Origin of the sequence: Chengkuizengella sediminis (assembly GCF_010078385.1) — a bacterium.
GTDB classification, from domain to species: Bacteria; Bacillota; Bacilli; order Paenibacillales; family KCTC-33759; genus Chengkuizengella; species Chengkuizengella sediminis.
Genome location: NZ_SIJC01000018.1, coordinates 1 through 25,835, shown reverse-complemented (window position 1 = coordinate 25,835; position 25,835 = coordinate 1). Strand labels below are relative to the sequence as shown.

The 25,835-nt window shown below is 34.5% G+C and carries 27 protein-coding genes and 2 other annotated features; of the genes, 13 read left to right on the top strand and 14 right to left on the bottom strand.

The features are described 5' to 3' along the window. Positions 1–144: 144 nt before the first annotated feature. The 11 genes from EPK97_RS20455 to infC all read right to left on the bottom strand — a co-directional run bounded on the left by EPK97_RS20455 (position 145) and on the right by infC (position 11,405). Complete coding sequence (locus EPK97_RS20455) at positions 145–1,974, bottom strand: cation:proton antiporter domain-containing protein (protein WP_162038485.1); 1,830 nt, start codon at positions 1,972–1,974, stop codon at positions 145–147. Positions 1,975–2,138: 164 nt separating this feature from the next. Continuing rightward, the gene (locus EPK97_RS20450; RefSeq protein WP_162038510.1) at positions 2,139–2,588 is read right to left on the bottom strand and encodes a TlpA family protein disulfide reductase; all 450 of its coding nucleotides are present in this window, start codon (positions 2,586–2,588) and stop codon (positions 2,139–2,141) included. A 127-nt stretch (positions 2,589–2,715) separates the two neighbouring features. Beyond that, positions 2,716–3,264 (bottom strand): peroxiredoxin, encoded by a 549-nt coding sequence (locus EPK97_RS20445; RefSeq protein ID WP_162038484.1) that lies wholly within the window; start codon positions 3,262–3,264, stop codon positions 2,716–2,718. A 215-nt stretch (positions 3,265–3,479) separates the two neighbouring features. Continuing rightward, a complete protein-coding gene (leuB, locus tag EPK97_RS20440) occupies positions 3,480–4,556 on the bottom strand; it encodes a 3-isopropylmalate dehydrogenase (RefSeq protein WP_162038483.1) in 1,077 nt (358 codons plus the stop codon). Between the two features lie 144 nt (positions 4,557–4,700). After that, a complete protein-coding gene (locus EPK97_RS20435; RefSeq protein ID WP_162038482.1) occupies positions 4,701–6,254 on the bottom strand; it encodes a 2-isopropylmalate synthase in 1,554 nt (517 codons plus the stop codon). 130 nt (positions 6,255–6,384) lie between these two features. After that, positions 6,385–7,377: a ketol-acid reductoisomerase gene (gene ilvC, locus EPK97_RS20430; protein ID WP_162038481.1), complete on the bottom strand. Its 993-nt coding sequence runs from the start codon at positions 7,375–7,377 to the stop codon at positions 6,385–6,387. A gap of 122 nt (positions 7,378–7,499) precedes the next feature. Further along, entirely contained in the window at positions 7,500–7,985 is a 486-nt protein-coding gene (gene ilvN / locus EPK97_RS20425) for an acetolactate synthase small subunit (RefSeq protein ID WP_162038480.1), read from the bottom strand. A gap of 1 nt (position 7,986) precedes the next feature. Beyond that, entirely contained in the window at positions 7,987–9,723 is a 1,737-nt protein-coding gene (gene ilvB, locus EPK97_RS20420) for a biosynthetic-type acetolactate synthase large subunit (protein WP_162038479.1), read from the bottom strand. Between the two features lie 85 nt (positions 9,724–9,808). Then, positions 9,809–10,077: a binding site (T-box leader), on the bottom strand. 189 nt (positions 10,078–10,266) lie between these two features. Then, positions 10,267–10,626 (bottom strand): 50S ribosomal protein L20, encoded by a 360-nt coding sequence (gene rplT / locus EPK97_RS20415; RefSeq protein ID WP_162038478.1) that lies wholly within the window; start codon positions 10,624–10,626, stop codon positions 10,267–10,269. Positions 10,627–10,651: 25 nt separating this feature from the next. Then, positions 10,652–10,852: a 50S ribosomal protein L35 gene (gene rpmI, locus EPK97_RS20410; RefSeq protein ID WP_162038477.1), complete on the bottom strand. Its 201-nt coding sequence runs from the start codon at positions 10,850–10,852 to the stop codon at positions 10,652–10,654. Positions 10,853–10,904: 52 nt separating this feature from the next. Then, positions 10,905–11,405 (bottom strand): translation initiation factor IF-3, encoded by a 501-nt coding sequence (gene infC, locus EPK97_RS20405; protein ID WP_162038509.1) that lies wholly within the window; start codon positions 11,403–11,405, stop codon positions 10,905–10,907. 37 nt (positions 11,406–11,442) lie between these two features. Further along, positions 11,443–11,573 (bottom strand) — a sequence feature (ribosomal protein L20 leader region). Between the two features lie 292 nt (positions 11,574–11,865). On the opposite strand from infC, the gene EPK97_RS20400 reads away from it, so the two are divergent. The 3 genes from EPK97_RS20400 to EPK97_RS20390 all read left to right on the top strand — a co-directional run bounded on the left by EPK97_RS20400 (position 11,866) and on the right by EPK97_RS20390 (position 14,102). Further along, positions 11,866–12,384 (top strand): phosphatase PAP2 family protein, encoded by a 519-nt coding sequence (locus EPK97_RS20400; protein WP_162038476.1) that lies wholly within the window; start codon positions 11,866–11,868, stop codon positions 12,382–12,384. A 173-nt stretch (positions 12,385–12,557) separates the two neighbouring features. After that, positions 12,558–13,643 carry an MGDG synthase family glycosyltransferase gene (locus tag EPK97_RS20395; RefSeq protein WP_162038475.1) on the top strand — a complete coding sequence of 362 codons (1,086 nt, stop codon included), beginning with the start codon at positions 12,558–12,560 and terminating at the stop codon, positions 13,641–13,643. Between the two features lie 120 nt (positions 13,644–13,763). Then, positions 13,764–14,102, top strand: coding sequence for a hypothetical protein (locus tag EPK97_RS20390; protein WP_162038474.1), 339 nt, complete (start codon positions 13,764–13,766; stop codon positions 14,100–14,102). Between the two features lie 76 nt (positions 14,103–14,178). Here EPK97_RS20390 and trmB read toward each other — a convergent pair whose 3' ends face one another. Both trmB and EPK97_RS20380 read right to left on the bottom strand, forming a co-directional pair. Continuing rightward, positions 14,179–14,847, bottom strand: a complete 669-nt coding sequence (gene trmB, locus EPK97_RS20385) for a tRNA (guanosine(46)-N7)-methyltransferase TrmB (protein WP_162038473.1) — start codon at positions 14,845–14,847, stop codon at positions 14,179–14,181. A gap of 110 nt (positions 14,848–14,957) precedes the next feature. Then, on the bottom strand, positions 14,958–15,632 hold the full coding sequence (locus tag EPK97_RS20380) for a TetR/AcrR family transcriptional regulator (RefSeq protein ID WP_162038472.1): 675 nt from the start codon (positions 15,630–15,632) through the stop codon (positions 14,958–14,960). A 182-nt stretch (positions 15,633–15,814) separates the two neighbouring features. Here EPK97_RS20380 and EPK97_RS20375 point away from each other — a divergent pair, with 182 nt between their 5' ends. From EPK97_RS20375 to EPK97_RS20345, 7 genes are all read left to right on the top strand, one after another. Then, the gene (locus EPK97_RS20375) at positions 15,815–16,552 is read left to right on the top strand and encodes an SDR family oxidoreductase (RefSeq protein WP_162038471.1); all 738 of its coding nucleotides are present in this window, start codon (positions 15,815–15,817) and stop codon (positions 16,550–16,552) included. Between the two features lie 172 nt (positions 16,553–16,724). Next, positions 16,725–17,465: an SDR family NAD(P)-dependent oxidoreductase gene (locus EPK97_RS20370; RefSeq protein ID WP_162038470.1), complete on the top strand. Its 741-nt coding sequence runs from the start codon at positions 16,725–16,727 to the stop codon at positions 17,463–17,465. A gap of 255 nt (positions 17,466–17,720) precedes the next feature. Further along, positions 17,721–18,791, top strand: coding sequence for an XdhC family protein (locus tag EPK97_RS20365; protein ID WP_162038469.1), 1,071 nt, complete (start codon positions 17,721–17,723; stop codon positions 18,789–18,791). Further along, complete coding sequence (locus tag EPK97_RS20360) at positions 18,788–19,423, top strand: nucleotidyltransferase family protein (protein WP_162038468.1); 636 nt, start codon at positions 18,788–18,790, stop codon at positions 19,421–19,423. The genes EPK97_RS20365 and EPK97_RS20360 overlap by 4 nt, the downstream gene beginning before the upstream one ends. Before the next feature lie 69 nt (positions 19,424–19,492). Next, positions 19,493–21,823, top strand: coding sequence for a xanthine dehydrogenase family protein molybdopterin-binding subunit (locus EPK97_RS20355; protein WP_162038467.1), 2,331 nt, complete (start codon positions 19,493–19,495; stop codon positions 21,821–21,823). Further along, positions 21,810–22,685 carry an FAD binding domain-containing protein gene (locus EPK97_RS20350; RefSeq protein ID WP_162038466.1) on the top strand — a complete coding sequence of 292 codons (876 nt, stop codon included), beginning with the start codon at positions 21,810–21,812 and terminating at the stop codon, positions 22,683–22,685. Before EPK97_RS20355 ends, EPK97_RS20350 begins: the two co-directional genes overlap by 14 nt. Before the next feature lies 1 nt (position 22,686). Continuing rightward, complete coding sequence (locus EPK97_RS20345) at positions 22,687–23,160, top strand: (2Fe-2S)-binding protein (protein ID WP_162038465.1); 474 nt, start codon at positions 22,687–22,689, stop codon at positions 23,158–23,160. Positions 23,161–23,226: 66 nt separating this feature from the next. On the opposite strand, the gene EPK97_RS21445 is transcribed toward EPK97_RS20345, so the two are convergent. After that, positions 23,227–23,400: a hypothetical protein gene (locus EPK97_RS21445; RefSeq protein ID WP_170295601.1), complete on the bottom strand. Its 174-nt coding sequence runs from the start codon at positions 23,398–23,400 to the stop codon at positions 23,227–23,229. A 405-nt stretch (positions 23,401–23,805) separates the two neighbouring features. Between EPK97_RS21445 and mnmL the strand changes: the two genes are divergently transcribed. From mnmL to EPK97_RS20330, 3 genes are all read left to right on the top strand, one after another. Then, positions 23,806–24,756 (top strand): tRNA modification radical SAM protein MnmL/YtqA, encoded by a 951-nt coding sequence (gene mnmL / locus EPK97_RS20340; RefSeq protein WP_162038464.1) that lies wholly within the window; start codon positions 23,806–23,808, stop codon positions 24,754–24,756. Positions 24,757–24,815: 59 nt separating this feature from the next. Continuing rightward, entirely contained in the window at positions 24,816–25,391 is a 576-nt protein-coding gene (gene mnmM / locus EPK97_RS20335) for a tRNA 5-(aminomethyl)-2-thiouridylate-methyltransferase MnmM (RefSeq protein ID WP_162038463.1), read from the top strand. A gap of 67 nt (positions 25,392–25,458) precedes the next feature. Beyond that, on the top strand, positions 25,459–25,740 hold the full coding sequence (locus tag EPK97_RS20330) for a hypothetical protein (protein WP_162038462.1): 282 nt from the start codon (positions 25,459–25,461) through the stop codon (positions 25,738–25,740). Positions 25,741–25,835 lie beyond the last annotated feature (95 nt).

Genomic DNA, 25,835 nt, shown 5'->3' with positions numbered 1-25,835 from the left:
TTTAAGTGATTACATTTTAAAAGTGAATATTTTGTGAATATTAAAAGATAAAACTATTTTGCTTATTTTATTCATATTGTTCATGAAGAAAAAAACCTCCACTTAAAGAGGTTTTTCATTCATTAATAATATCCAATTTTAAATTTACTCTAATACAAGTTTCATTTCCAGAATACTCTCTACATCACCACTGACAAGTAAACGATCCCCTAATTCAATCTGTGTATTTCCGTGTGGAATAATAAATGAATCACCACGATAGATTCGTAAAATCAACATATTCCCTAGAAGAGGTAAGTTGTGTAAATATTCATCATGATAGGTTTGATTATTCATCGTTACTTCACCAATAGAACCATCATGATGAGTAATTAATCTTACCGCACTTGGGTGTTCAACCAATGCTTTTAATAATGTTCTGGATGCGTATAAAGTTGAAAATAAAGATAAACCTTCTTCATGTTGAACATTTTTAAATAAATCAGGATTTTCAATCCGAACGATAATGTTGCTAATTTCCAGTGTTTTGGCATATCTAGCTAATTCTAAATTGATTTCATCATCCATAGAAGCAAATACGATAATATCCGTTTTAAATGCATCCTGTTCTTCTAATGATTTAACATCTAAATGTGGAATTTCAACAAGTGGAAATCGACTATACGTTTCTTCCTTTGACTCATCATTTTTCGATTCTATACTGTACAGATTTACTTCGTATCCTTCTTTTATTAGATCCTGAGAAATCGGTAATGTTACATGATTTGCACCTACAATGGAAATGACCTTAGGTTTTTTGGTGATAGTTGGAAACAATTGATTAAATAAAATAGGTGCAACTAAACAGCTGATTACAGCTACTAAAATGAGTGCCCCATGCATTGTCTCATCAATCGCCCCAATTTGTAATGCTAAAGCTGCAGCCGCAATCACTAGGCTTAATGTTGATGATAATAATATCCCTGAACTTAATACTTGACGCCATGGAAAGTATCTTTTCAAAATCAAAACAGGAATCATTTTTGATAGGAAAATGGCTGCCAATAACATCGGCATGAGTATTAAAATTTTAACATCAGTAAATAAATCCCATAAGTTTAGATTTACTCCTAACATGACGAAAAAGATGGGTATCAGAAAACCATAACCAAATGACTCCAGTTGATGAACAAACTTTTTGTCTGGTGCTAATAAAGAAACTACAACTCCAGCTAAAAAGGCACCTAATATATTTTCAATTTCAAATGTTTCAGATAATACAACAAATAATAAAATCAAAGCAAAAACGGCCCTTGTTCCCATTTGAGCTGTACTTTTTCTTAACACATCAAAGAGCTTGCCCTTTACAAAGTTCTTTAAGAATAAATATGTAAATACAACTAGCGCGAAAAAGACTAACAACAATAACATTTGTGTTATATTTTCGGACTGATAACTTATGTAAACAGCGAGTAAAATCATCGTAGCAAAATCTGATAAAACCGCAACGAGTAAAATAATTTGACCGAGTGGAGTGTCTGTTATTTTCTTCTCTTTAAGGACTGGAACCACAACACCTAATGATATTGTTGCAATGATTAAGGTCATTAACAATGGATCTTCTATCAAATTCATCCATAATAACGTATAGGACAAACCATAGGATACGACAAATACACCCACCAGTATAATTAAAGATAATAATAGGGGGTTTGCTTTATTATCTTCGACTGTTTTTTTCTTCTTAAAGGAAGCAAAATCGATTTCCAATCCACTTAAAAATAATAAGTATATAAAACCAAATAATGATAATAATTCGAGCCATTGATCCTCATGAATCAAATTTAATCCACTCTTACCTATTATTAAACCAGCAATAATTTCTGCAACAACAACGGGTATCATTTTTAAATGTAACCGATGAAGCAGAATAGGAACGAGAAAAGCAATTGTGACAACGATCATTAAAGAAGTTAATTCAGTAGTATGTTCCACTTTAATATTTCCCTCCGTAATTTCCATCCGTAGCTATTTTATTAGAATTTTATTTTATTTTTAATGTAAAATCAAATAAGCAAGAAATTTCTAAGATGTTGTCGGTTTATTTTGAAAAAACAAGAGAAAAAACTATAAAAAAACTCGTCTTTTCTCTTGTTTACTTATTTTATTGGGGAAAGAATTCTATTAATACGCTGTTCAACCATTTTCAAACCTTTTTCACCTGCTTGAAAATGACGAAGCTTATGATTTCCATCAAACAAATAATAAGCAGGGACATGTTCATTTTGGAACTTATCAGTAATGGCATGCTGATTGTCTATCATGACTGGATGTTTTAATCCATATTTTTGAATGTTTTCCTTAGCAGTATTAATATTCGTATCCTTTTCGGATCGAGGCATATGAACCCCTATTACTGTTAAGTTATATTTTGCCTCATATTTCTCACGCCATTCATTAATTTGTGATAAACTTTCCTTACACATATGACAGCTAACAGCCCAAAAATGGATTAATACAGGTTTGCCTCTTAAAGTATCTTTAGATAATTCTCCATTCACCCATTCTGTCACACCTTTAAAATTAGGTAGCTCTGTACGCAAACGCATTGGCATTATCTTTCACCTCTCAGCTTATTTTATCATAATTAACCTTATACTATGCTTAACTATACTTAAAAAGAAGAAACCCCTCTTACCTACGGATGCAGATAGAGGGGTTATTAATGTAAATATATTACTTAGCTGTTAATTGTTTTTCCCCTGGTTTCCAGTTTGCTGGACATAAACCACCAGATTGAAGAGCTTGTAAAATACGAACTGTTTCATCAACACTTCTACCTACGTCGTTGTGGTTTACAACTTGATATTTCATTTCTCCATCAGGATCAATAATGAATAATCCACGAAGTGCAATACCTTCTTCTTCAATTAAAACTCCATAATCACGAGCTACAGATTTAGTTAAGTCAGCTGCTAATGGGAAGTTTAATTGTCCTAATCCATTTTCATCTACTGGAGTATTAATCCATGCACGGTGAGAGAATTTGCTATCCGTACTTACACCTAAAATTTCAGTGTCAAGATCTTCAAAAATACCACTTGCTTCACTTAAAGCTGTAATTTCTGTCGGACAAACAAATGTGAAATCTAGTGGGTAGAAAAATAATACTAACCATTTCCCCTTATAATCAGAAAGAGATACTGAACTGAAATCTTCCCCATTACCTAGTGCTGTTTCCATTGTAAAATCTGGTGCTGGTTTTCCTACTAAACGTTCTGCCATTTTTAAAGCCCCTCCTAGAAAATATAATATTTTAAGTTAAATGAAGGCACCAAAAAAACAAATTTATGTAATGTTTTAATGGTTATACCATCATTTTTACTAAGTGATGTATTCACATTAAAAATGTTATCACTCCACAAAACCAAAGTCAATAACTATAGTCATTTTTTTTTAATAATTATTCTAATTAATAAACTTTTGGATATATATTCTATTTATTTCATTGCAGCTATTATTAGATCTCCCATTTCAGAAGTACTTAACGCACTCGTTTGATCAGAAGATATATCTCCTGTACGATGTCCAGCATCCAGTACATCCTTTACTGCTTTTTCAATCAAATCTCCAGCTTTTTGATATCCAAATGATAATTTAAACATCAATGCAACGGAAAGAATCGTAGCGATAGGATTTGCTTTTCCCTGTCCTGCAATATCTGGTGCAGAACCATGTACTGGTTCATATAATCCAAAACTTCCTTCACCTAACGATGCAGAGGATAACATACCGATAGATCCAGTAAGCATAGCAGCCTCATCACTTAAAATATCTCCAAACATATTTTCTGTTACAATGACATCAAAACTGGAAGGTCTACGTAATAATTGCATCGCACAGTTATCTACTAACACATGCTCAAGCTCAACATCAGGATATTCAGTAGCAAGACGATTCACCGTTTCTCTCCATAAACGAGAACTTTCCAACACATTCGCTTTATCTACTGACGCTAATTTCTTACTTCTAGTACGTGCAATCTCAAAAGCTTGTCTTACAATTCGTTCAACTTCCATGACATTATAAGCACATGTATCTACCGCTTCTTCACCAAACTCAGTTTCACGTCTAAATTTTTCCCCGAAATAGATGCCTCCTGTTAATTCACGAACTACGATTAAATCCGTGCCATCTAATACTTCTGGTTTTAAAGTAGAAGCTTCCTTTAAACAATCAAATACAACAGCAGGTCTTATATTTGAAAATAAGCCTAGTTCTTTTCTAATTCCTAATAATCCAGTTTCGGGTCGTAATTCCTTTGAATTATTATCCCATTTCGGACCACCAACAGCGCCTAACAATACTGCATCTGAGTTTCTACACATTTCCAATGTCTCTTGTGGTAGAGGTGTACCCTTCTCATCTATGGCAATACCACCAAATAACCCGTGATCTGTTTCAAATTGATAACCAAAAAGTTCTTCAGTTTTTTTAAGGACTTTCTCCGCTTCAGCCACGACCTCTGGACCAATACCATCTCCAGCAATGACTGCGATTTTTTTTACATCAGACATGTTATCTCTCCTTATCAAAAAAATATCCTGCCTAACATAGGATGTGGCAGGTTATTTATTTTTTTAAAACTATCTTTTAGTTAAGGGCCCCGCAAAAGTATTCGGATACTCCTTCTTGGAATTCTCTTCACTTTTGTGGGTATTTTATATTAAAGTAATATTCCCTCTCTTATTCACAATACCAGAGGTTTTTTTGTCAATGATTCGATTCACTGCATCGATGTAAGCACGTGCACTTGCATCAAGAATATCTGTGCTAACACCACGCCCTGTTACTGCAATGTCTCCTTGTTTCAATACAACGTGCACTTCCCCTAATGCATCCTTACCATGTGTAACGGATTTAATAGCATAATCCTCTAAAGTAACATCTTCTTGTGTTGCTTTGTCAATCGCGTTATAGATAGCATCAACAGAACCGTTTCCTTCTTGCGTTTCTTCAGCGATTGCATCTTCATTTGTTTTGATTCGAATCGTAGCCCTTGGAATCGATTGATTTCCGTATGATAAATCAATTCGTTCAAGTGTGAAAAATTCAGGTGTGCTGACAAGCTTCTCTTCCAACATTGCTCGAATATCTTCATCACTTACGTTTTTCTTCTTATCTGCAAGGTTTTTAAACTTTATAAAAGCATCTTTAATCTGCTCTTCATTTAGGTCATCATAACCCATATCTACTAGCTTTTCACTAAATGCATGTCGACCTGAAAGCTTCCCTAGTACTAATTTACTTTCTTTTAAACCGATCGTTTCTGGAGACATAATTTCATAGGTTGTTTTTTCTTTCAACATACCATCTTGATGAATGCCAGATTCATGGGCAAAAGCATTCGCACCTACAATTGCTTTATTACCCGGTACAGCCATTCCAGTCAATTTACTCACTAAACGACTTGTACGATAGATTTCAGTCAATTTTAAAGAGGTAGTTGCTTCATAAAAGTCTTTTCTAGTTTCTAACGCCATTGCTACTTCTTCAATCGAAGTATTTCCTGCACGCTCACCTATACCGTTCATTGTTCCTTCAATTTGATCTGCTCCATTACGTATGGCTGCTAGGGCATTCGCTGTAGCCATCCCCAAATCATCATGGCAGTGTGCACTTAATTGAATTTTTTCAATTCCAGGAACGTTTTCTCTTAAAGTTTTAAATATATTGCCAAATTCATCAGGTGTCATAAAACCTACGGTATCTGGAATATTCACTACAGTTGCACCAGCTCGAACTGCCATTTCTGTCACTTCACATAAGAAATCCAATTCGGTTCGAGCTGCATCCTCAGGCGAAAATTCAATTTTATTAAAATATTTTTTTGCATATCGAATGGCCGCTTCTGCTGTTTCAAGTACTTGTTGTTTTTCCATACGTAACTTATATTTACGATGTATAGGAGAGGTTGCAAGAAATAAATGCAAACAAGGATCCTCTGCTTTTTGTAATGCTTCCCTCGCTGCTTCAATATCTTGCTCACGGGAGCGAGAAAGTCCAATTATAGATGAATTTTTTACAGCCTCAGCTACTTCACTTACACTTTTCAAATCACCTGGCGATGCTGCAGGGAAACCTGCCTCAATACGATCAACTCCAAGCCTTTCTAATTGTAAGGCAATTTCCACCTTTTCTTGGGTATTTAAGTTTACTCCTGGAGATTGTTCACCATCTCTCAACGTTGTATCAAACACATATATCTTTCTCATCCCAAATCCACCTCCTAATAGGGTTTTCAGTGTTTGCTCTTATTCGTTCCACCAACTTAAGGTCAATGTTCCTCGACTAAAACCAGCCACGTCCATGTGGCAACGTCGACATCAAAACTTCCTGTTTTGTTTATTTTTTAATCCAATGCATCATTTCACGTAATTTTGAACCTACTTCTTCAATCGGATGCTCTGATTCTTGACGACGAGTTGCTGTAAAAAATGCACGATTAGATTGGTTTTCTAAAATAAAGTCACGAGCAAATTTCCCTTGTTGGATATCTTCCAATACTCTCTTCATTTCTTTTTTCGTTTCTTCTGTAACGATACGAGGACCTGTTACATAATCTCCATACTCAGCAGTATCACTGACAGAATAACGCATTCTCTCTAATCCGCCTTCGTACATTAAATCAACGATTAGTTTTAATTCATGTAAACATTCGAAATAGGCAACTTCAGGTTGGTAACCTGCTTCAGTTAGTGTTTCAAAGCCAGCTTTTACAAGCGCACTTACACCACCACATAATACAGCTTGCTCACCGAATAAGTCCGTTTCTGTTTCTTCTCGGATCGTTGTTTCAATCACTCCAGCTCGTGTACATCCTATGCCTTTTGCATAAGCCAAACCAAGCTCTTTTGCTTTTCCAGTTGAATCTTGTTCAACTGCGATCAACCCAGGAACACCAAATCCTTCTACATAAGTACGACGTACTAAATGTCCAGGTGATTTTGGTGCAATCATAAATACGTCTACATCTGAAGGGGGTACGATTTGTCCGAAGTTTATGTTAAAACCGTGTGAAAACATGATTGCTGAACCTTTTTTCAAGTTTGGTGCGATCATTTCTCTGTATACTGTTCCTTGTGTTTCATCTGGCATTAAAATTTGAATAATATCTGCTTTTTTAGTTGCTTCGTCCACTGTAAAGACTTGAAATCCGTCGTTAGTTGCTTGATCCCAAGAACGACCTTTACGTAAACCGATGATAACATTAATACCACTATCTCTTAGATTTTGAGCTTGTGCATGCCCTTGACTTCCATATCCGATTACTGCGATTGTTTTTCCTGATAATACGTTTAAATCTGCGTCGTTTTCATAATACATTGTAACTGCCATTGAATAATTCCTCCTTTTATATGTCCCTTGAGTGGGTAGTATATACCCAAAAAAGTGAAACCTTATTAGACTATCTATACCCACTCAAAAGAGTCTCCCATGTTTAAATCTTATAAGTAAACTTAAACTCCTCTTATCATTGCCGCAACACCTGTACGAGTTAATTGAATAACACCATATGGTTTTAATAATTCCACCATAGCTTTCACTTTTTCAGAATCTCCAACGACCTGAACCATGATGCTCTTTGGACCAATATCTACGATTGTTGCTCTAAAAGTTTCCACAACACCAATGATCTCTGGACGTATGGATGGTTCAGCGTTCACTTTTATTAAAGCCAACTCACGTTCAACCATTGGATTCGCACTTATGTCTATCACCTTGATTACATCAATTACTTTATACAGTTGTTTGGAGATTTGTTCTAATTTATGATCATCGCCAGTTGTTACGATAATCATTCTGGAAAGACCTTCCTCCTCAGACTTCCCAACCGTAATACTTTCAATGTTAAAACCTCTTCGACCGAATAAACTTGCTACTCGTTGCAATACCCCAGGTTGGTTGTTTACAAGTATTGAAATGGTATGTTTAGTCGTATTCATATTACGAATCCCCCATTAACATTTCATCAATTGTGCTTCCTTGTTTTACCATTGGATACACATTTTCATGTTTTTCAACTACAAAATCAATTAATACTGGACCTGGTGTATCTAAAGCTTCCTGCCAAGCTTTTTGGGCTTCCTCTTTATTCGTTGCTCTTAGCCCTTTTACTCCATATGCTTCAGCTAATTTCACAAAATCTGGACTTCCAGATAAGTCAATATGACTATAACGATTGTCATAAATAATCTCTTGCCATTGACGCACCATGCCTAAGACTTGATTGTTAATGACAACAATTTTTACAGGGATATTGTGAATAGCACAAATCGCTAATTCTTGTGAACACATTTGCATTCCACCATCACCGTTGATGGATACTACGAGTCGATCTGGATTTCCCATTTGTGCACCGATTGCCGCAGGAAAACCAAAACCCATCGTACCTAATCCACCGGATGTTATCCAAGAACGAGGATGATTAAACCTGTAGTACTGTGCCGACCACATTTGATGCTGTCCTACATCTGTTGTAACGATGGCTTCACCCTTTGTTGTTTCGTGAATCATTTCAATGACATATTGTGGTTTAAGATGTTTGTTATCATCTTTATATTTAAGTGGGAATTCTTTTTTCATCTTCTGTAATTCTTCTATCCATGCTTCCGATTGTGCTGATTTTGCTTTTTGATTTGCAAGTTCTAGAACTTTTTTCACATCACCTACACAAGGAATTGCTGTTTCAACAACTTTTCCTACTTCAGCAGGATCAACATCAATGTGTGCTATTTTTGCATTTGGTGCAAATCCTTCCACCTTCATCGTTACACGATCATCAAACCTTGCACCGATTCCTATTAACAAATCACAATTTTGAATTGCTTTATTTGCGGTATAAGTTCCATGCATGCCTGGCATGCCTAACCATAAATCATTCGAGCTAGGAAAGCCCCCGATTCCAAGTAAAGTTGTAATCGTAGGAATATTCGTTTTGTTTACAAATTCTAATAATTCTTCTTGTGCTCCTGCATATACAACTCCGCCCCCTGCAAGAATCACTGGTTTTTTCGCTTCATCAATTGCCTTTAATAAACGTTCTACTTGAAGTTTATTAGGTAATACCGTTGGGTTATACCCACGGATACTAATTTTATTATCATAAGTAAACGCTGTTTTATGTGCAGATATATCTTTAGGAATATCAATAAGAACGGGGCCTTTTCTACCTGTTGAAGCAATGTGGAAAGCTTCATGAACTGTTTTGGATATATCCTTAACATCACGAACTAAATAACTATGTTTCGTGATAGGCATGGTGATTCCCGTGATATCAGCTTCCTGAAAGGCATCTGTACCAATGGCTGTGCTCATTACGTTTCCAGTGATAACTACAAGTGGTACTGAATCCATATAGGCTGTTGCGATACCTGTTACAAGATTTGTAGCTCCTGGACCAGAAGTGGCTATACATACACCAACCTCTCCAGTTGAACGTGCATACCCATCAGCAGCATGAATAGCTCCTTGTTCGTGCCTTGTTAATAAGTGATTAAAATCGGGGTTCCCATGAATTGCATCATAAATGTATAAAACGGCTCCACCTGGATAACCAAAGACGCAATCAACACCTTCTAAAAGTAGTGAACGAAGCAAAATCTCTGATCCTGTAATTACATCCGGTTGCATTAACTTAGTATAAAGTTCTTTATTTGTAGCTTTTAACGTTTGGGTGCTCATCTTACATCCTCCTCTCAAAAAAATAAGATCTAACTATTTTTAAATACCAAAAAATCCTTTCACCCCACTGCTCTACTAAAGCAAAAAATGGGACGAAAGGATTTTCCTTACGTGGTACCACCCAACTTTGTTACATACTTCACAATATATAACCTCAGAAAGTAACTATTAAGAAATAGCTGTCACTTACAGCATAATAACGTATGCCTACCGATTTCCCCTACTAGGTTAGACCTTTCAGGCAAACAGCTCCAAGGCGAGCTCGTAAATAAGGGATTATGGCAAAGGTTTCAGCAAATCCTTTGCTCTCTGTTCACAGTGCCCCTATTCCTTTATCCTTTTCATAGCCGATGTTCCATATGTGATTGGGTAATGATTTTTAACTATTATATATACTACTTGAGTTGAAGTCAACATATTTTCATTAAATATCATTAAATATAAGAAAATCACCTATCGAGGACCTCTTGGAGTCCTTATTTAAGGTGATTTTCTTGAAATATAGAATTTTTAAATTTATACATTCTTATGTTATAAAAAAACTTAGGCGTTAATTTTTTCTTTTGCTACATTTGCAAGGTTAGTGAAACCTTGTGAATCATTTACTGCAAGGTCTGCTAACATTTTACGGTTAATATCTACACCTGCAAGCTTTAATCCATGCATTAACTTGCTATAGCTTAATCCGTTAGTACGAGCTGCAGCATTAATACGTACAATCCATAATTTACGGAAATCACGCTTGCGCTGACGACGGTCACGATATGCATAAAGCAATGACTTCATAACCTGTTCATTCGCTGTTTTATAAATTCTATGTTTAGAGCCAAAGTAACCTTTAGCAAGTTTTAATACTTTTTTACGACGACGACGTGCAACAAATCCACCTTTTACTCTTGCCATCTTTTTCTACCTCCTATGTTCACTATTATTTAAGATTTGATAATTGTTGAGCTAAACGTTTAACGTCACCTTTAGCCATGATTGGTTGAGTTTTCATTAAGTTTTTCTGTCTTCCTGACTTTTTAGATAACAAGTGGTTTTTACCACGTTTATGTCTTTTAATTTTACCAGTGCCTGTAACTTTAAAACGACCTTTTAAACTGCTGTGAGTTTTCATTTTAGGCATAATTGTATCCTCCTAAGAATTAAAGTATATTTCCTGAATCAGCTTTGGACATCTATTTTTTTGTTATCGGAGCAAGTACCATAATCATGCTTCGACCATCAAGTCTAGGTCTACGCTCAATTTCGGCATACTCTTTAACGTCTTCGATTACTCTATCAAGTACTTTTTTACCAATGTCAGCATGTGTAATCTCACGACCCCGAAAACGAATCGAACACTTCACCTTATCTTCTGCCTTAAGGAATTTGATTACATTACGCAGCTTAGTTTGGTAATCATGTTCTTCGATTTTAGAGCTGAAACGCACTTCTTTAATGTCCACGATTTTTTGATTCTTACGTGCTTCTTTTTCTTTTTTCTGTGCTTCATAGCGATATTTACCGTAATCTATGATACGACAGACTGGTGGTTTTGCTGTTGGAGCAACAGCAACTAGATCTAAATTTGCATCATATGCTAAACGCAACGCTTCTTTAATGGGTTTGATTCCAAGCTGGTCTCCCTCGGCTCCAATTAAACGAACCTCTCTAGCTCTTATAGATTCGTTAATGATATGTTCTTTAATAACGTGTCACCTCCGCTAAAAATTTAAAACAAAAAAAATGTGAGCAGATTCATTCGCCCACATCATTTATTTCATCTCCGAAGAGATAAGATTTATCGTTTGAACCAGCTAACAAATTGTTAGTCAGGTGAGAAGCGGGCGCTTCTGCTTGTTGATTTGTTCTAACTATAAAAAGATACCACATGAAATTGATAATGTCAATTTGTTTATACATAACTAATCCATACTTTTTTTCACTATGCATATTAAAAATTTAAGATATCTTAAATTTAAATTCATTTTATACAAATTCCATATATATTTTATATTCTTTTTACCTTTCTATAGTATTCTAAAGAGAGTCTAACATATGTCATAAATTAAAAGTGGAAAAATCAACAGAATTCCTTTAAAATTACCCATACAACACTTTCTTTTCAGACGTTTGTTTAAAAGGTGGGGACGAAGTATGTTATATCGATTGAAAATGATTGAAAATCAAATATTTTTCTTTATAAATGTTAGACTAAAAAATAAAATTTTAGATATTATTATGACTAACATCACTCATTTAGGCGGGGCTTTATTTACTATATGCATAACTTTAGCATTGTCAATTTTTGCATCTGCACCATGGAAACATGCTGCTTTCATGAGTTTAGTATCATTAAGTTTAAGTCATATTCCAGTAGCTGTAATTAAAAAAACATACAAAAGACTAAGACCTTATTTGGTTATTAAACACGTAATCACTTATAAAAATCCATTAAAGGATCATTCTTTTCCATCAGGTCATACCACTGCTATTTTTTCAATCATTATACCATTTGTCATTAGCATACCTGTAATGAGCATCCTATTGCTGCCATTAGGTTTTGTTGTTGCATTATCCAGAATATATTTAGGTCTGCATTACCCATCTGATGTTTTTGCTGGTTTAATCATTGGTACATTAACGGGTATTTCCGTGACTAGCTTCTTAGGATAATAAAAACAAAATTAAGTTTTCAGTTTCAAATGGGAATTTTTTTTTGAATTTCTGTCCGCCGATCGGGGAAAATTAAATTTAATCATCATTATTGATATACATCAAAAAAGGATATCAAAAAAATAATATTGAAATTTGATTTCAAAAACGATCAGAAGTGGGTGAGCTCTGTTTTGCAACAAAAAAATATACTCATTTTATCAGAAGGATTCGGTACAGGTCATACACAAGCCGCATATGCTATATCAGAAGGACTAAAAAATCAATTTATTCATACAAAGGTAATTGAATTATTAAAATTTCTACATCCAAATTTAGCGCCTCATTTCTTTAATGTATATCGAAAAACATTAGATGTACAACCGAAAATATATGAAAAATTGTATAAATCGCAATATGAAAATTCACTGAATCGTTTCACTCAAATGATTCTCCATCGCATTTTTTACGCTAGAACATACTCATTTATTGATCATTTTCAACCTGATACCATCCTTTGTACTCATCCTTTTCCAAATGCCGTAATTGCCAGATTAAAAAGATTAGGACTCCAAGTACCTTTATATACAGTCGTTACTGATTATGTTATTCACGGGGCTTGGATAACACCGGAGACAGATAAATATTTAATACCTACTGAAGAAATAAAAAGACAATTAATTAAAAAAAATGTGCCTGAAGAAAAAATTATGATCTCCGGCATTCCAATACACTCTAAATTTTGGAAGACAAATGAAAAGTTAAAAATAAGGGACAAGTTCGGACTTCAACCTATACCTACTGTGCTCATTATGGGTGGGGGTTGGGGAATGATGAAATACAATGAGTTAATGGAATATTTATTATTTTGGAAGGACAAAATTCAATTCATCATCTGTATGGGAAATAATGAAAAGGCACGAAAAAAGATCATTTCAAACTCTAAATTTCAGCACCCTAATATCCATATTCTTGGTTTTACTAAGGCAATTGATGAGTTAATGGATGTTTCAGATCTATTAATCACAAAACCAGGTGGAATCACCTGTACAGAAGGTTTAGTAAAACAATTGCCCATGATATTTTATAATCCTATCCCTGGTCATGAGGAAGAGAATTGTCAATTTTTCTTAAACCATCATTTGGCAGAAAAACTCACTTCAATTGATGAGCTAAAGTTTTGGTTAAATCAGTTGGTACAACAACAAAAAATAACATTTCAATCAAAATCTTTTTGCACAACTCAATTCTCTGTAGATGAGATTAATTGTCTGATTTGAGAAAATTAAGCCAAATTAACAGGTCCAATCGTACAATCCATCTATAACTCACTGAATAAACTATTAATATATGAAACCAAAATGGTTTTCATATACTTCATGGTTGATGGAGGTGAGAACGTGTCTAAAAGAAAAAGCAAAACATGTCCTAAAAAAATACAAGACTGTAATTGTTGTACAACATCATTAAAAAAAGCAATCGAAGAAAATTTTGATCAATTTGATCTAATTGGTATTACATTCGTTGGAACAGATGTACTTTTGGTTGCTATTGGTACCTTTATTGATGTTAGAGATGAAGTATTAGTTGTTAGAAACATCTTTAATATCCCTGGTACTGAATCAACAAGTTTTATCCCGTTGTGTGATCTTTTAAGTGTAGATAAACTTGATAATCCTCCAACTCCTGCACCTGCTGAAGGGAATACCGTATTTACTATTAAACCAAATAATGAATAAAATATGAACTTTTTATATATAAACCCTCCATGGTCAAATAATGACGTGGAGGGTATTTAAATGCAAAAGAACTTGGTTATTTCATCAAAATGACTTCGCAACGGTGGATTCTCACACCTTGCTCAACGAATTTTTCTTCATACTCTGTAAACACATGGTTTTCAGGAGTACTCTCTTTATGCAAATCCAACTTTATATTTTTCATTTTTAAATCCAAATCAGCAAATGAGTTTAAAGAAAATTCAAAGAGAGAAACTGAATCTGTTTTTAAATGAATCTCTCCATTATTCTTTAAAACCTTCTGGTATTTTTTCAAGAAATTTGCATGAGTTAGCCTGCGAGAAGCATGTCTTTTTTTTGGCCATGGATCACTAAAGTTTAAATAAATTTGATCAATTTCATTCTCATCAAAAACTTCTTCTATTTTCTCAATATTCATTAAAACAAGTCTTAAATTATCTATATTTGATACCTCGTGTTCTTCCCTCAAAGCATATGCCTTTTCACTTGCTTTTCTAACTAACTCATCATATAGATCTATCCCTATAAAATTGAATTCAGGATACTTCAAGCTCATTTCAGAAATGAATTTCCCTTTTCCCATCCCTAACTCTACGTGAATAGGATTATCATTACCAAAAACTTCTCTCCATCTGCCTTTATTAGCCTGTGGTTCAAGTTCTACCACATCTTTAGCGTTTTCTAAAAATTCAAGTGTATCTGATCGGCGTCTCAATCTGCCCATGTAGATGTAACCCCCGTTTATCCTCTAAGTTCGTAATCATTGATATCTTATCATCAGTTACGCTTTTAGAGCAACAAATATGAGTTGCATATTATTGCTATTTTTATATTTTATGATGAATACGAATTAGATAACTTACGAGTAAGGTACTCAATTTTTTCCAATATTGTTGATTTATCATTTATTCTTTTTAGCTCATCAGCTTTAAAAACTTGTACTTTTTTAGCTTGATAATAATCAAATAACACTTGTTTTATTGTAAGCCCTTCTTCTAATAAGAAAGCTGGGTCAAGCAATTTTCTCAACATCACTTCATCCTGTACAGTGTAAATACTTGGATTTAAAGTATGAAATATTCCTTCTTTCATCCCCATCTCATAAAACTGTCTAATGTTCATTTTTCTTTGTTGACGTGCCGACATGATTCCTTCATATAATTCAGAAAAACCTACTTTTAATTCCTCTAAAAACAATTCAGAAATATAAATAAAAGTGAGTACTTCTTGTTCATATAATTTTTGAAAACGATCTATATAAGTGAGTTCATTGTTTAAAATAGTTTGATCAACCTCTTCATAGTATGCAATATATGTCCTTGTAAGCTCTTGAATGATTTCTTCTTTAGAAGAAAAATAATTATAAAGGGAAGCTTTACTGATCTGCATATACTCAGCCATATCTTGTATTTTCAAAGAATTAAACCCTTTTATACGAATCACATTCATTAATTTCCCTACGTATGTTTTTCTCATCTGTCCCCTTAATTCAGGATCTATTTTTCGCATATCATTTCCCCCTTAGATCCATTATTATACCATACAGTCATATTACATTATACACTTTATACTATTTTTATTTTTTTAGTTTACAATGTTTAAAATAAATGTTATAGTTGTTTCAGAAACAATTTAGACAAAAAATATATAAAAAGTCTAAAATTAAAACAATAAAATTAGGAGTGATCTAAATGACGCAAAAGGTAGCCATTATTACTGGAGCAAGTAGTGGGATCGGTCAAGCAACAGCCCTTGAATTATCAAATCAGGGATTCAGGGTCATGTTAGCAGCAAGACGAGAAGACAGATTAAAGCAGTTGCAATCGGAAGTGATCAATAATGGTGGCGAGACTTCTTACCAAGTAACAGATGTAACTTCTTTTAAGGAGATGGAAACATTAGCAAAAGCAACCGTTGAGCAATTTGGTCAAATTGATATCCTAGTGAACAATGCCGGAATCATGCCATTATCATTATTAAACAAAATAAAAGTGGATGAGTGGGATCGTATGGTTGATGTCAATATTAAAGGAGTTTTGTATGGGATTGGCGCAGTTCTCCCGTATATGGAAGAACAAAAATCTGGACATATTATCAACGTATCCTCTGTAGCAGGACATCGAGTGGGACCAGGAATGTCCGTTTATAGTGGTACTAAATTCGCTGTAAGAGCAATCACTGAAGGATTACGTCAAGAAATGAAATCTGGACAAAACATCCGTACAACCATTATTAGCCCTGGAGCAGTTGCAACTGAATTAGCACAAACGATCACTGATGAAGATATTATCAGTGGGTTCCAAGAAAGATTTAAAGATTTAGAATTTCTAAGGGGAGAAGATATTGCAAAAGGCATCTACTATGCAGTTTCACAACCCGACCATGTAGATGTGAGTGAAATTATCATCCGCCCAACAGAGCAATCATAGTAATTTACTAATTAGGATATGCATATAATTAGATTATAATATACACTTTATACTATTTTTATACTTTTAGTTTACAATGTATGAAATAGATGTTATAGTTACCTCAGGAAATATTTTAGACAAAGTATATATAAAAAGTCTAAAATAAAAATACAAATTAGGAGTGATTTAAGTGAGTAAAAAAGTAGCCATTATTACAGGAGCAAGTAGTGGGATTGGTCAAGCAACAGCTCTTGAATTATCTAATCAAGGATTCAGAGTCATGTTAGCAGCAAGACGAGAAGACAGATTAAAACAGCTTCAATCTGAAGTGATTGAAAATGGTGGAGAGGCTTCTTACCAAGTAACGGATGTAACTTCATTTGCGGAGATGGAAACTTTAGCGAGAGCAACCGTTGAACAATTTGGTCAAATTGATATTCTTGTTAACAATGCGGGGGTTATGCCATTATCATTTTTAAGCAGTAGAAAAGTAGAAGAATGGGATCTCATGGTAGATGTTAATATTAAAGGTGTCCTTTATGGGATTGGGGCTGTTCTCCCGTATATGGAAGAACAAAAATCTGGACATATTATTAACATTTCATCTGTAGCTGGTCATAAAGTTATGCCATCAAGTTCTGTTTACAGCGGTACAAAGTTTGCAGTAAGAGCGATCACTGAAGGATTACGTCAGGAAATGAAATCTGGACAAAACATTCGTACAACCATTATTTGCCCTGGAGCTGTAGCAACAGAATTAACACATACGATCACTGATGAGAATATCATCCGTAACTTACAAGAAAATTATTCAGATGTACAAACTTTAAAAGGTGAGGATATTGCAAAAGCAATCGCATATGCAGTAAAACAACCTGATCACGTAGATGTGAGCGAAATTATCATTCGCCCTACAGAACAAGCTTTATAATTAACTTATAGGATAAAAAAGCACTTATAAAATCAAAATTAAAACACAAAGCACAAAGCACACACATAAAAAAGCATGTGATTTCACTAAGAGATTACATGCTTTTTTAATCCAGATCTAATCCAAAAAAATAATAAATTTAATAAAACATAAAATCCAATAGATGACTTTAATAAAGCATAAATAGTTCAAGTTATAAATTTTCAAGAACTAAATATACTACAGAGAATCTTCTTTTATTGGAGGAAAAGAGCTATGGGGAACGAGAATGTCCATCAAATATTAGATGTTATTCAACACTCTACAAAAAATAACGTACTGGCTACGATTCTTCATGTGGAAGGTACAGCATATTTAAAAGAAGGAACTATGATGTTGATCCAAGAAGATGGCTTTCAAGTTGGTATGTTAAGCGCTGGTTGCTTAGAAAATGACCTTGCAATCAGGAGCAAAGAGGTTTTTATCAATGGAAGACCAATTACAATCACATATGATATGAGTGAAGAAACAGATATCTCCTGGGGACAGGGAGCAGGATGTAATGGTGTTATATATATTCTGTTAGAGTTTTTAGATCAAGAACTAAAAGAAAATATGCTCAATTTAAAAGAAGTACTTGATCAAGGTATTCCCATTCTACATATAAAAACTTTAACTGAAGATTTTAAATTGGAAAATAACTACTATTACTCATTTGAAGGAGACACTTTAATTACATCGGACGTAGATTTAACACTAGAAATTCGAAGTTATCTTCATCATAACCAAGCAGAATCAAATCCATCTCAAAAAAGCGGAGTTCATAAGTCAGATCATTTCCCCATCCCATTCTATACCCACATTTTTTCACCCAAACCTAGACTCATTATTTTTGGTGCAGGACCTGATGTAAAACCACTTGTTTCTCTTGCAGCACTAACAGGGTTTTCAATCACCCTATGTGATTGGAGGACAGAATTTTGCAATAAGGAACAGTTTCCACTTGCAAACGAATTCATTATAGGGTTCCCGAAAGAAATGACTAATAAATTAAACCTTAACTCTCAAGATTATGTTGTTATTATGACGCATCATTTTCAAAGAGATCAAGAAATTCTATCCACACTCATTCATCAACATTTACGTTATCTCGGTATCCTTGGACCCCGTATTCGAACAGAAAAATTGTTAAATCATAAATCAATCCCCCCATCCCTTCGTTCTCCTATCGGACTTTTCATTGGAGCAAAAGGTCCTCAAGAAATAGCCATTAGTATCGTTGCAGAGTTAATTCAATGTTTACGTTCACCATTCCCTCAAAATAAGTTTGAGTTGGGCAATTCATGAGTGATCGTATCGTTGGTGTATTTCTTGCTGCAGGAAAAAGCGATCGTATGGGAAATAACAAGTTGAATCTACCACTAGGAAAGCAAACACTTGGAAGTATTACATTAAAAACAGCTATACATTCCTCATTAGACCATCTTGTTGTTGTAACTAAAGAACAGGATACTCCTCAATGGATTTCACCCTTTCTCTTATCACCACCTTCTAAAAAGAAGTGGACTCAACAAACTTGCAAATCAGCCATTAAAGGGCAAGCATATTCGATAAAATGCGGAGTAAAAAAAGCGATGCAATTACAACCAAAGGCTATTATGATTCTGCTCGCGGATCAACCTTTTATATCTAAGGAAATGATAAATAAATTAATTAATTGTTATATACAACACAAAGATGCTTATTTTGTTGCTGCCTGTTATCAAAATACGATTAGTCCCCCCATCTTGTTTTCACATCAAATGTTTCCTGCGATTATGCAATTAGAAGGAGATGTAGGGGCGAGATATTTATTGAAAAAAGAAAAGTGGCGGGAGACAGGAATTATTCTTCCTTTTGAACATTCCATCCCCTTCTTAGATGTAGATACCAAAGAGGATTATGAATTTGCAACAAATGTATGGAAGTCTCTCGAGTGACAGAGTATTAAACCGTTAATACCTCTAATACATTAATAGTGAACCTTATACTAGAGGGAGGATAAAAATATGGATATCATCGGAAGTAGTGTGATTCGGAAAGATGCATTAGATAAAGTCACAGGCAAAGCAAAATATACTGCTGATGACCTTTCTGTATCTATGCTTCATGCAAAAATGATCATCAGTCCTTATGCTCATGCGAGAATTACACATATTGACACATCAGAAGCATGGAAAACCTCTGGTGTTCGAGCTATCTTAGCAGGAGAAGAATTCCCTCTTACAGGTGAAGAAATTCGTGATCGTCCTCCCATTGCCTATAATAGAGTACGTTATTGTGGTGAAGTTGTAGCTGTTGTTGTTGCTGATAGTCCAGCCCTTGCTAAAAGAGCTTCCAGTCTTATCAAAGTTACCTATGAACCTCTACCTATAATAAATTCCCCTAGTCAAGCTTATGACAAAAACGCCACTCTAGTTCATGAGAAATTAGATTCATATCATCGCGAAAAAGGTGTATATCCAGAAGCAAATACGAACATTGCAAATCGTACAAAAATCCGAAAGGGAAACATGGAGTTAGGTTGGAGTAAAAGTGAGATTGTTGTTGAAGCCAATTTTTCCTTTTCCCCATCTGATCATTCTGCAATGGAAACAAGATGTGCTATTGCAGAAATTCATGAAGATGAAACCATAGTTATCACCTCCTCTTCTCAATCCCCTTTTATGATAAAAAAATTAATGCATGTTTATTTCAATATAGATGTAGGTAAAATCATTGTGAATACACCTTTGGTTGGCGGCGGTTATGGAGGTAAAGCTTCTATTCAATTAGAGCTTGTTGCTTACCTTGCTTCAAAAGCGGTCAATGGAAGAAAAGTGAAGGTTCTAAATTCAAGAGAAGAAGATTTAATTACATCGCCTGTTCATATTGGTTTAGATGCAACTATAAAACTTGGATGTACGAAGGATGGTGTATTACAGGCAGCAGAAATATTATATTTATTTGACGGAGGCGCATATTCAGATAAAGCAGTTGATATCAGTAGAGCAGGTGCTGTTGATTGTACAGGACCTTATCACTTAAACAATATTTGGTGCGATGCTTTATGCATGTATACAAATCATCCTTATGCTGCGCCTTTTAGAGGTTTCGGACATTCAGAAGTCATGTTTGCTTTTGAAAGAACGATGGATATATTAGCAAATAAAATAAATATGGACCCTATACTCTTAAGATCTATCAATGCCATAAAGCCTGGAGATACTACACCTACCCAGGTACTTGTAAACAAAAGTAATGTAGGAAATGTGTCCGAATGTATTTCTAGATTGAAAAAAATCATCCATTGGAATGAAGGAAAAATTGAAAAAGTTAGTGACACGAAGGTCCAAGCAAAAGGAATATGTTGTACTTGGAAAAACTCAACGATCGATCCTGACGCTGGGTCTGGGGTTACACTAACCTTTAATCCTGATGGTAGCATTAACATAATTTCTGGCGTTGTAGAAATAGGAACAGGAACGAAATCCGTTCTTGCACAAATGTTAGCGGATAAAATGAAAATGGATATTCATAAAATCTATGTGCAATTGGAAGTTAATACACAATCTACCCCAGAGCATTGGAAAACAGTGTCCAGCAGAGGAACATTTATGGCGGGTCGAGCTTTACTTAGCGCAGCCGATGATATCATTCAACAGTTAATACAATTAGCTGCATGTATATTAAGATGCTCTAAGGAAGATTTAGAAGTTGGATTCGGCAGAGTATTTTTAAGAGATAATCCAGAACTCTATTTAAATATTAAAGATATTTGTTATGGTTACAAATACCCAAACGGGAATGCTGTTGGAGGTCAGATTATTGGCAAGGGCAATTATATTCAAAGGCACGTAACTTATTTTGATCAAAACACTGGCGCAGGAAATCCAGGTCCAGAATGGACTGTTGCTGCACAAGGGGTTGTGGTTGAATTTGATCGTTCAGATTACACTTATAAAATCTTAAGAGCGATTACAGTTGTTGATCTTGGAAAATTACTCAATGAAAAAGCCGCTTTAGGTCAAGTCATGGGTGGAATGAGCATGGGATTAAGTTTTGCTGGAAGAGAAACATTTATTTTTAATCAACATGGAAAAATCCTAAATCCCCAACTTAGAACTTACCGTCCTCTCCGTTTTGGGGAACATCCACAATATGAGGTGGAATTTGTTGAAACTCCAGTTTTAGATGGTCCGTATGGTGCACGAAGTGTAGGTGAACATGGTTTAATTGGTATGCCAGCTGCTTTAGCTAACAGTTTATCCCTTGCCGCTGGTGTAGACCTCAATCAATTACCTCTTATTCCAGAATTCATATGGAAAACAAAAGTAGGTGCTGCCGATGATTCCTTTTGATTTTGAATACTACAGTCCTACTTCTATTATTGAGGCAGTTCAATTATTTCAAACTTTGGATTCTCAAGGGAAACAACCCATTTATTATTCAGGTGGCACCGAAATCATTTCATTTGCACGAATAAATCTTCTATACACAAAAGCCGTCATTGATATCAAATACATTCCAGAATGTAATATTTTACGACTAGAACAAAATCAATTAACCTTAGGCGCTTGTCTTCCTCTAACAGTCATAGAAGATGAAAATCATTTTCCTTTACTGACAAAAACCATAAGTGAAATTGCTGATCATACCAACCGCAATAAAATTACAATTGGCGGCAATATTTGCGGCCAGATCTACTACAGAGAGGCAGTATTACCTTTTTTACTTTCAGATAGTCAAGTTGTCATTGCTGGTATTGAAGGTATACAAACAGTACCTATTAAACAGGTTTTTCATCAACAATTAGCTTTGAATAGAGGTGAGTTTTTAGTCCAAATCATTACACATGAACATCATCTCCAACTTCCATATGTCAGTATAAAAAAACGACAGCAGTGGGATACCGGTTACCCGCTAGTTACAGTTGCAGCTGTCAAAAAATCTTCACCCCTTTATTCCATTGTCCAATCTGATCCCTCAACAGATGGTCAAATCCTTGCAGCATTTAGTGGAATAAGCCCATTTCCTTATCGCTCTGAACAAATTGAAGAAGACTTAAATCAACAAAACCTTTCTGTTGAACACAGAGTGGACCTAGCGATAACACATTTACCAGAGCCGATATTAGACGATGTTGAAGGTTCTTCTACATATCGAAAATTTGTATTAAAAAATACTCTACAACACGTATTAACCACATTGGAGGGTAAGTAATATGTATTTATCAGACTCAAAAAAACTGAATGTTTCATTATCCATAAATAATGAAGAAAGATCTGTAGTCATTAGACCTGCAGATACACTTTTATCTGTGATTAGGGAGCAACTCGGGTTAACAGGTTCAAAACCTGGTTGTTATAACGGAGACTGCGGAGCTTGTACTGTTGATATCAACGGGGTACCCATCAAATCATGTTTAATGTTAGCTGTAGAGGGAGTTGGGAGAAAGATAACAACCATAGAAGGTCTAAAAGATACACCTATTCAAAAAAGCTTTGTTGAACATTTTGCTTTTCAGTGTGGTTATTGTACACCTGGCTTTCTTATCAATTGTAATGCCTTAATTCAAAAACATCCAAATGCAAAGGATGATACTATTGAAGAGTGGCTTGAATCCAATATTTGTCGATGTACTGGTTATAAAGAAATTGAAGAAGCTATCAAATCAGTCATTTACCCCGAAAAGTGAAGAACCACATTGAATCAAACCTTTTTCATATGAATAAAAAAAAGCCCCCTTAGGAGCTTTGGAATATTAGTGTATATTTGATTTTTTACTTTCTTCAATGATGCGCATTAATTTTTTCTTTGCTTCGGTCTTTAACTCTGGTTGTTGATTAAAACGTATGCCTGTTAAAGCTATGGCTTCTTTCATCGTTAATTCAACTGTAATTTTCTCGTCCCCTTTGGGAACTTTAACTTCATTCATTTGGATCACCTCACAAAGATTTTCTTTTAGTATTTCATACTAAAAGTAAAACAAAAAAAGCGTTTACAAACAAAATTCAATGTAGCCTAAACACTTGATATTAAAGGATCCTTACAATTTTAATTTAACACACTATGTAAGGTTTATCAAGTGGAAATTTGGATTATTTTTAACTTTTTTTTAAACTATTTTTCGCCTATTTTTTGCATTTTGCAAAAGCTATTTTTTTCGTTACAATATATTAATAATACCCCAAAAAACAATAATGTACTTTGAATATATTCTAATTTTTACCATTCAAAAATAAATTCATTCACAAATATGAAATATATTTAAGTATTATTGTAAACTTCATCCCACATGCAATATTTATGTAGGATGAACTAAAGGAGATAAATAACAAATATGAAATTAACAGAACATAACTCTCCTCTTCTATGGGGAGAGAAACGTTTTCATACATGGAATGTTGAAATGAGAAATACCTTTAATGAAAAAGTATTTAAGGTCATGTTAGACGCTGGATTTACTTGTCCGAACAGAGATGGGAAAATCGAAACAGGAGGTTGTACTTTTTGCAGTGCTCGAGGTTCAGGTGATTTTGCAGGAAGTCGTAGAGATGATCTAGTTACTCAATTTAATACGATTCGAGATAAACAACATCAAAAATGGCCACAAGCTAAATATATCGGATATTTTCAAGCTTATACAAATACTTACGCACCAGTGGAAGAGCTTCGAGAATATTATGAAGTTATTCTAGAGCAACCTGGTGTTGTTGGATTATCTATTGCAACTCGGCCTGATTGTCTACCAGATGATGTTATTGAATACTTGGCAGAATTAAACGAAAGAACATATCTTTGGGTCGAAATGGGTTTACAGACAGCCCATGAAAGCACATCTAACCTCATTAATCGTGCTCATGATACCCAGTGTTATTTAGATGCGGTTGAAAAATTAAGAAAACACAATATACGAGTGTGCGCACATATCATTTATGGTCTTCCCGGGGAAACACATGAAATGATGCTGGATACAGGAAAAGCTGTTGCAAACATGGATGTGCAAGGAATCAAGATTCACCTTCTGCATCTGATGAAAAAAACACCAATGGTTAAACAATGGGAAGCTGGCTTGCTACGTTTTCTTGATAAGGATGAATATATCAAGCTAATTGTTGATACTTTGGAAATTCTACCTCCAGAAATGATTATTCATCGACTTACGGGTGATGCCCCAAGAGATTTATTAATTGGACCGTTATGGAGCTTAAAGAAATGGGAAGTTCTAAATGCCATCGATGCAGAATTAAAAAATCGAAATACTTGGCAAGGGAAGTTTTGGAAAGGTTAAGAAGAAAATGAGTTAAAATCTCTTATGAATTGTTACTACAGGAAAATGGAGGAACCATTGTGGGTTTTTTATCAATATTAGGACAAACACATAAATTAATTCAAGATCGAGTAAGTCAAGGGGATATTGTCATTGATGCTACGGTTGGAAACGGTAATGATACATTATTTCTAAAAAAACTAGTCGGTGACAACGGAATAGTTTGTGGTTTTGATGTGCAAAATACAGCGATTGAAAATACAGTTAAACGATTATCTGAAGCTGGTTTTTCTTTAGAACATGTCCATTTAATTAAAAATAGTCATGATAAAATGCTAGAGGTATTACCCCCTTCTATGCACGAAAAAGTATCAGCCATTACGTTTAATTTAGGTTATTTACCAGGTGGAGATCACAATATTATTACAGAGCGAGAAACAACGATACGTGCACTACAAAATTCTCTTTTATTTTTGGAAAAAGACGGAATCATTACTATTGTCGCTTACTCTGGTCATCCAGGTGGAGAAGAAGAAGCAGATGCTGTGCATACTTGGGTACAAAACTTACCGCAGAAATATTATCAAGTTCTCAGTTATCAATTTTTAAATCAGAAAAATAACCCTCCTTATTTAATTGCTATTATGAAAAAATAGTTTAGTTGAAACCTCCATGATTTTCATCTCGTATATCATTTATAGAAAAAATTGGAGGAATATAAAGATGAAAAAGATTTTATTGATCACTGGAATTTTGGCTTTGTTCTTAGTTGGTTGTAGTAATGTTGAAAACACATCTGAGATTACACTTGAAGAGTATAATAAGCTCGAAGAAGGCATGACATATGAAGAAGTTATAGAAATCGTTGGTAGCGAAGGGGACAAAATGGTATCAGAAGATAGGATTGAAAAATATGCCTGGGCAGGTTCTGAAGAAAAAGCAATGGCATCTATTACATTTCAAGATGGAGAATTAAGAGGAAAATGGGAAGTTGATTTAAAATAAGAAGTGAATCCTATACGTACAACAAATTGATTTAACATTTTTTACTTACTTTATATTTTATTCCGAGATAATTGTTTAAAAAACGCCAATTAAAT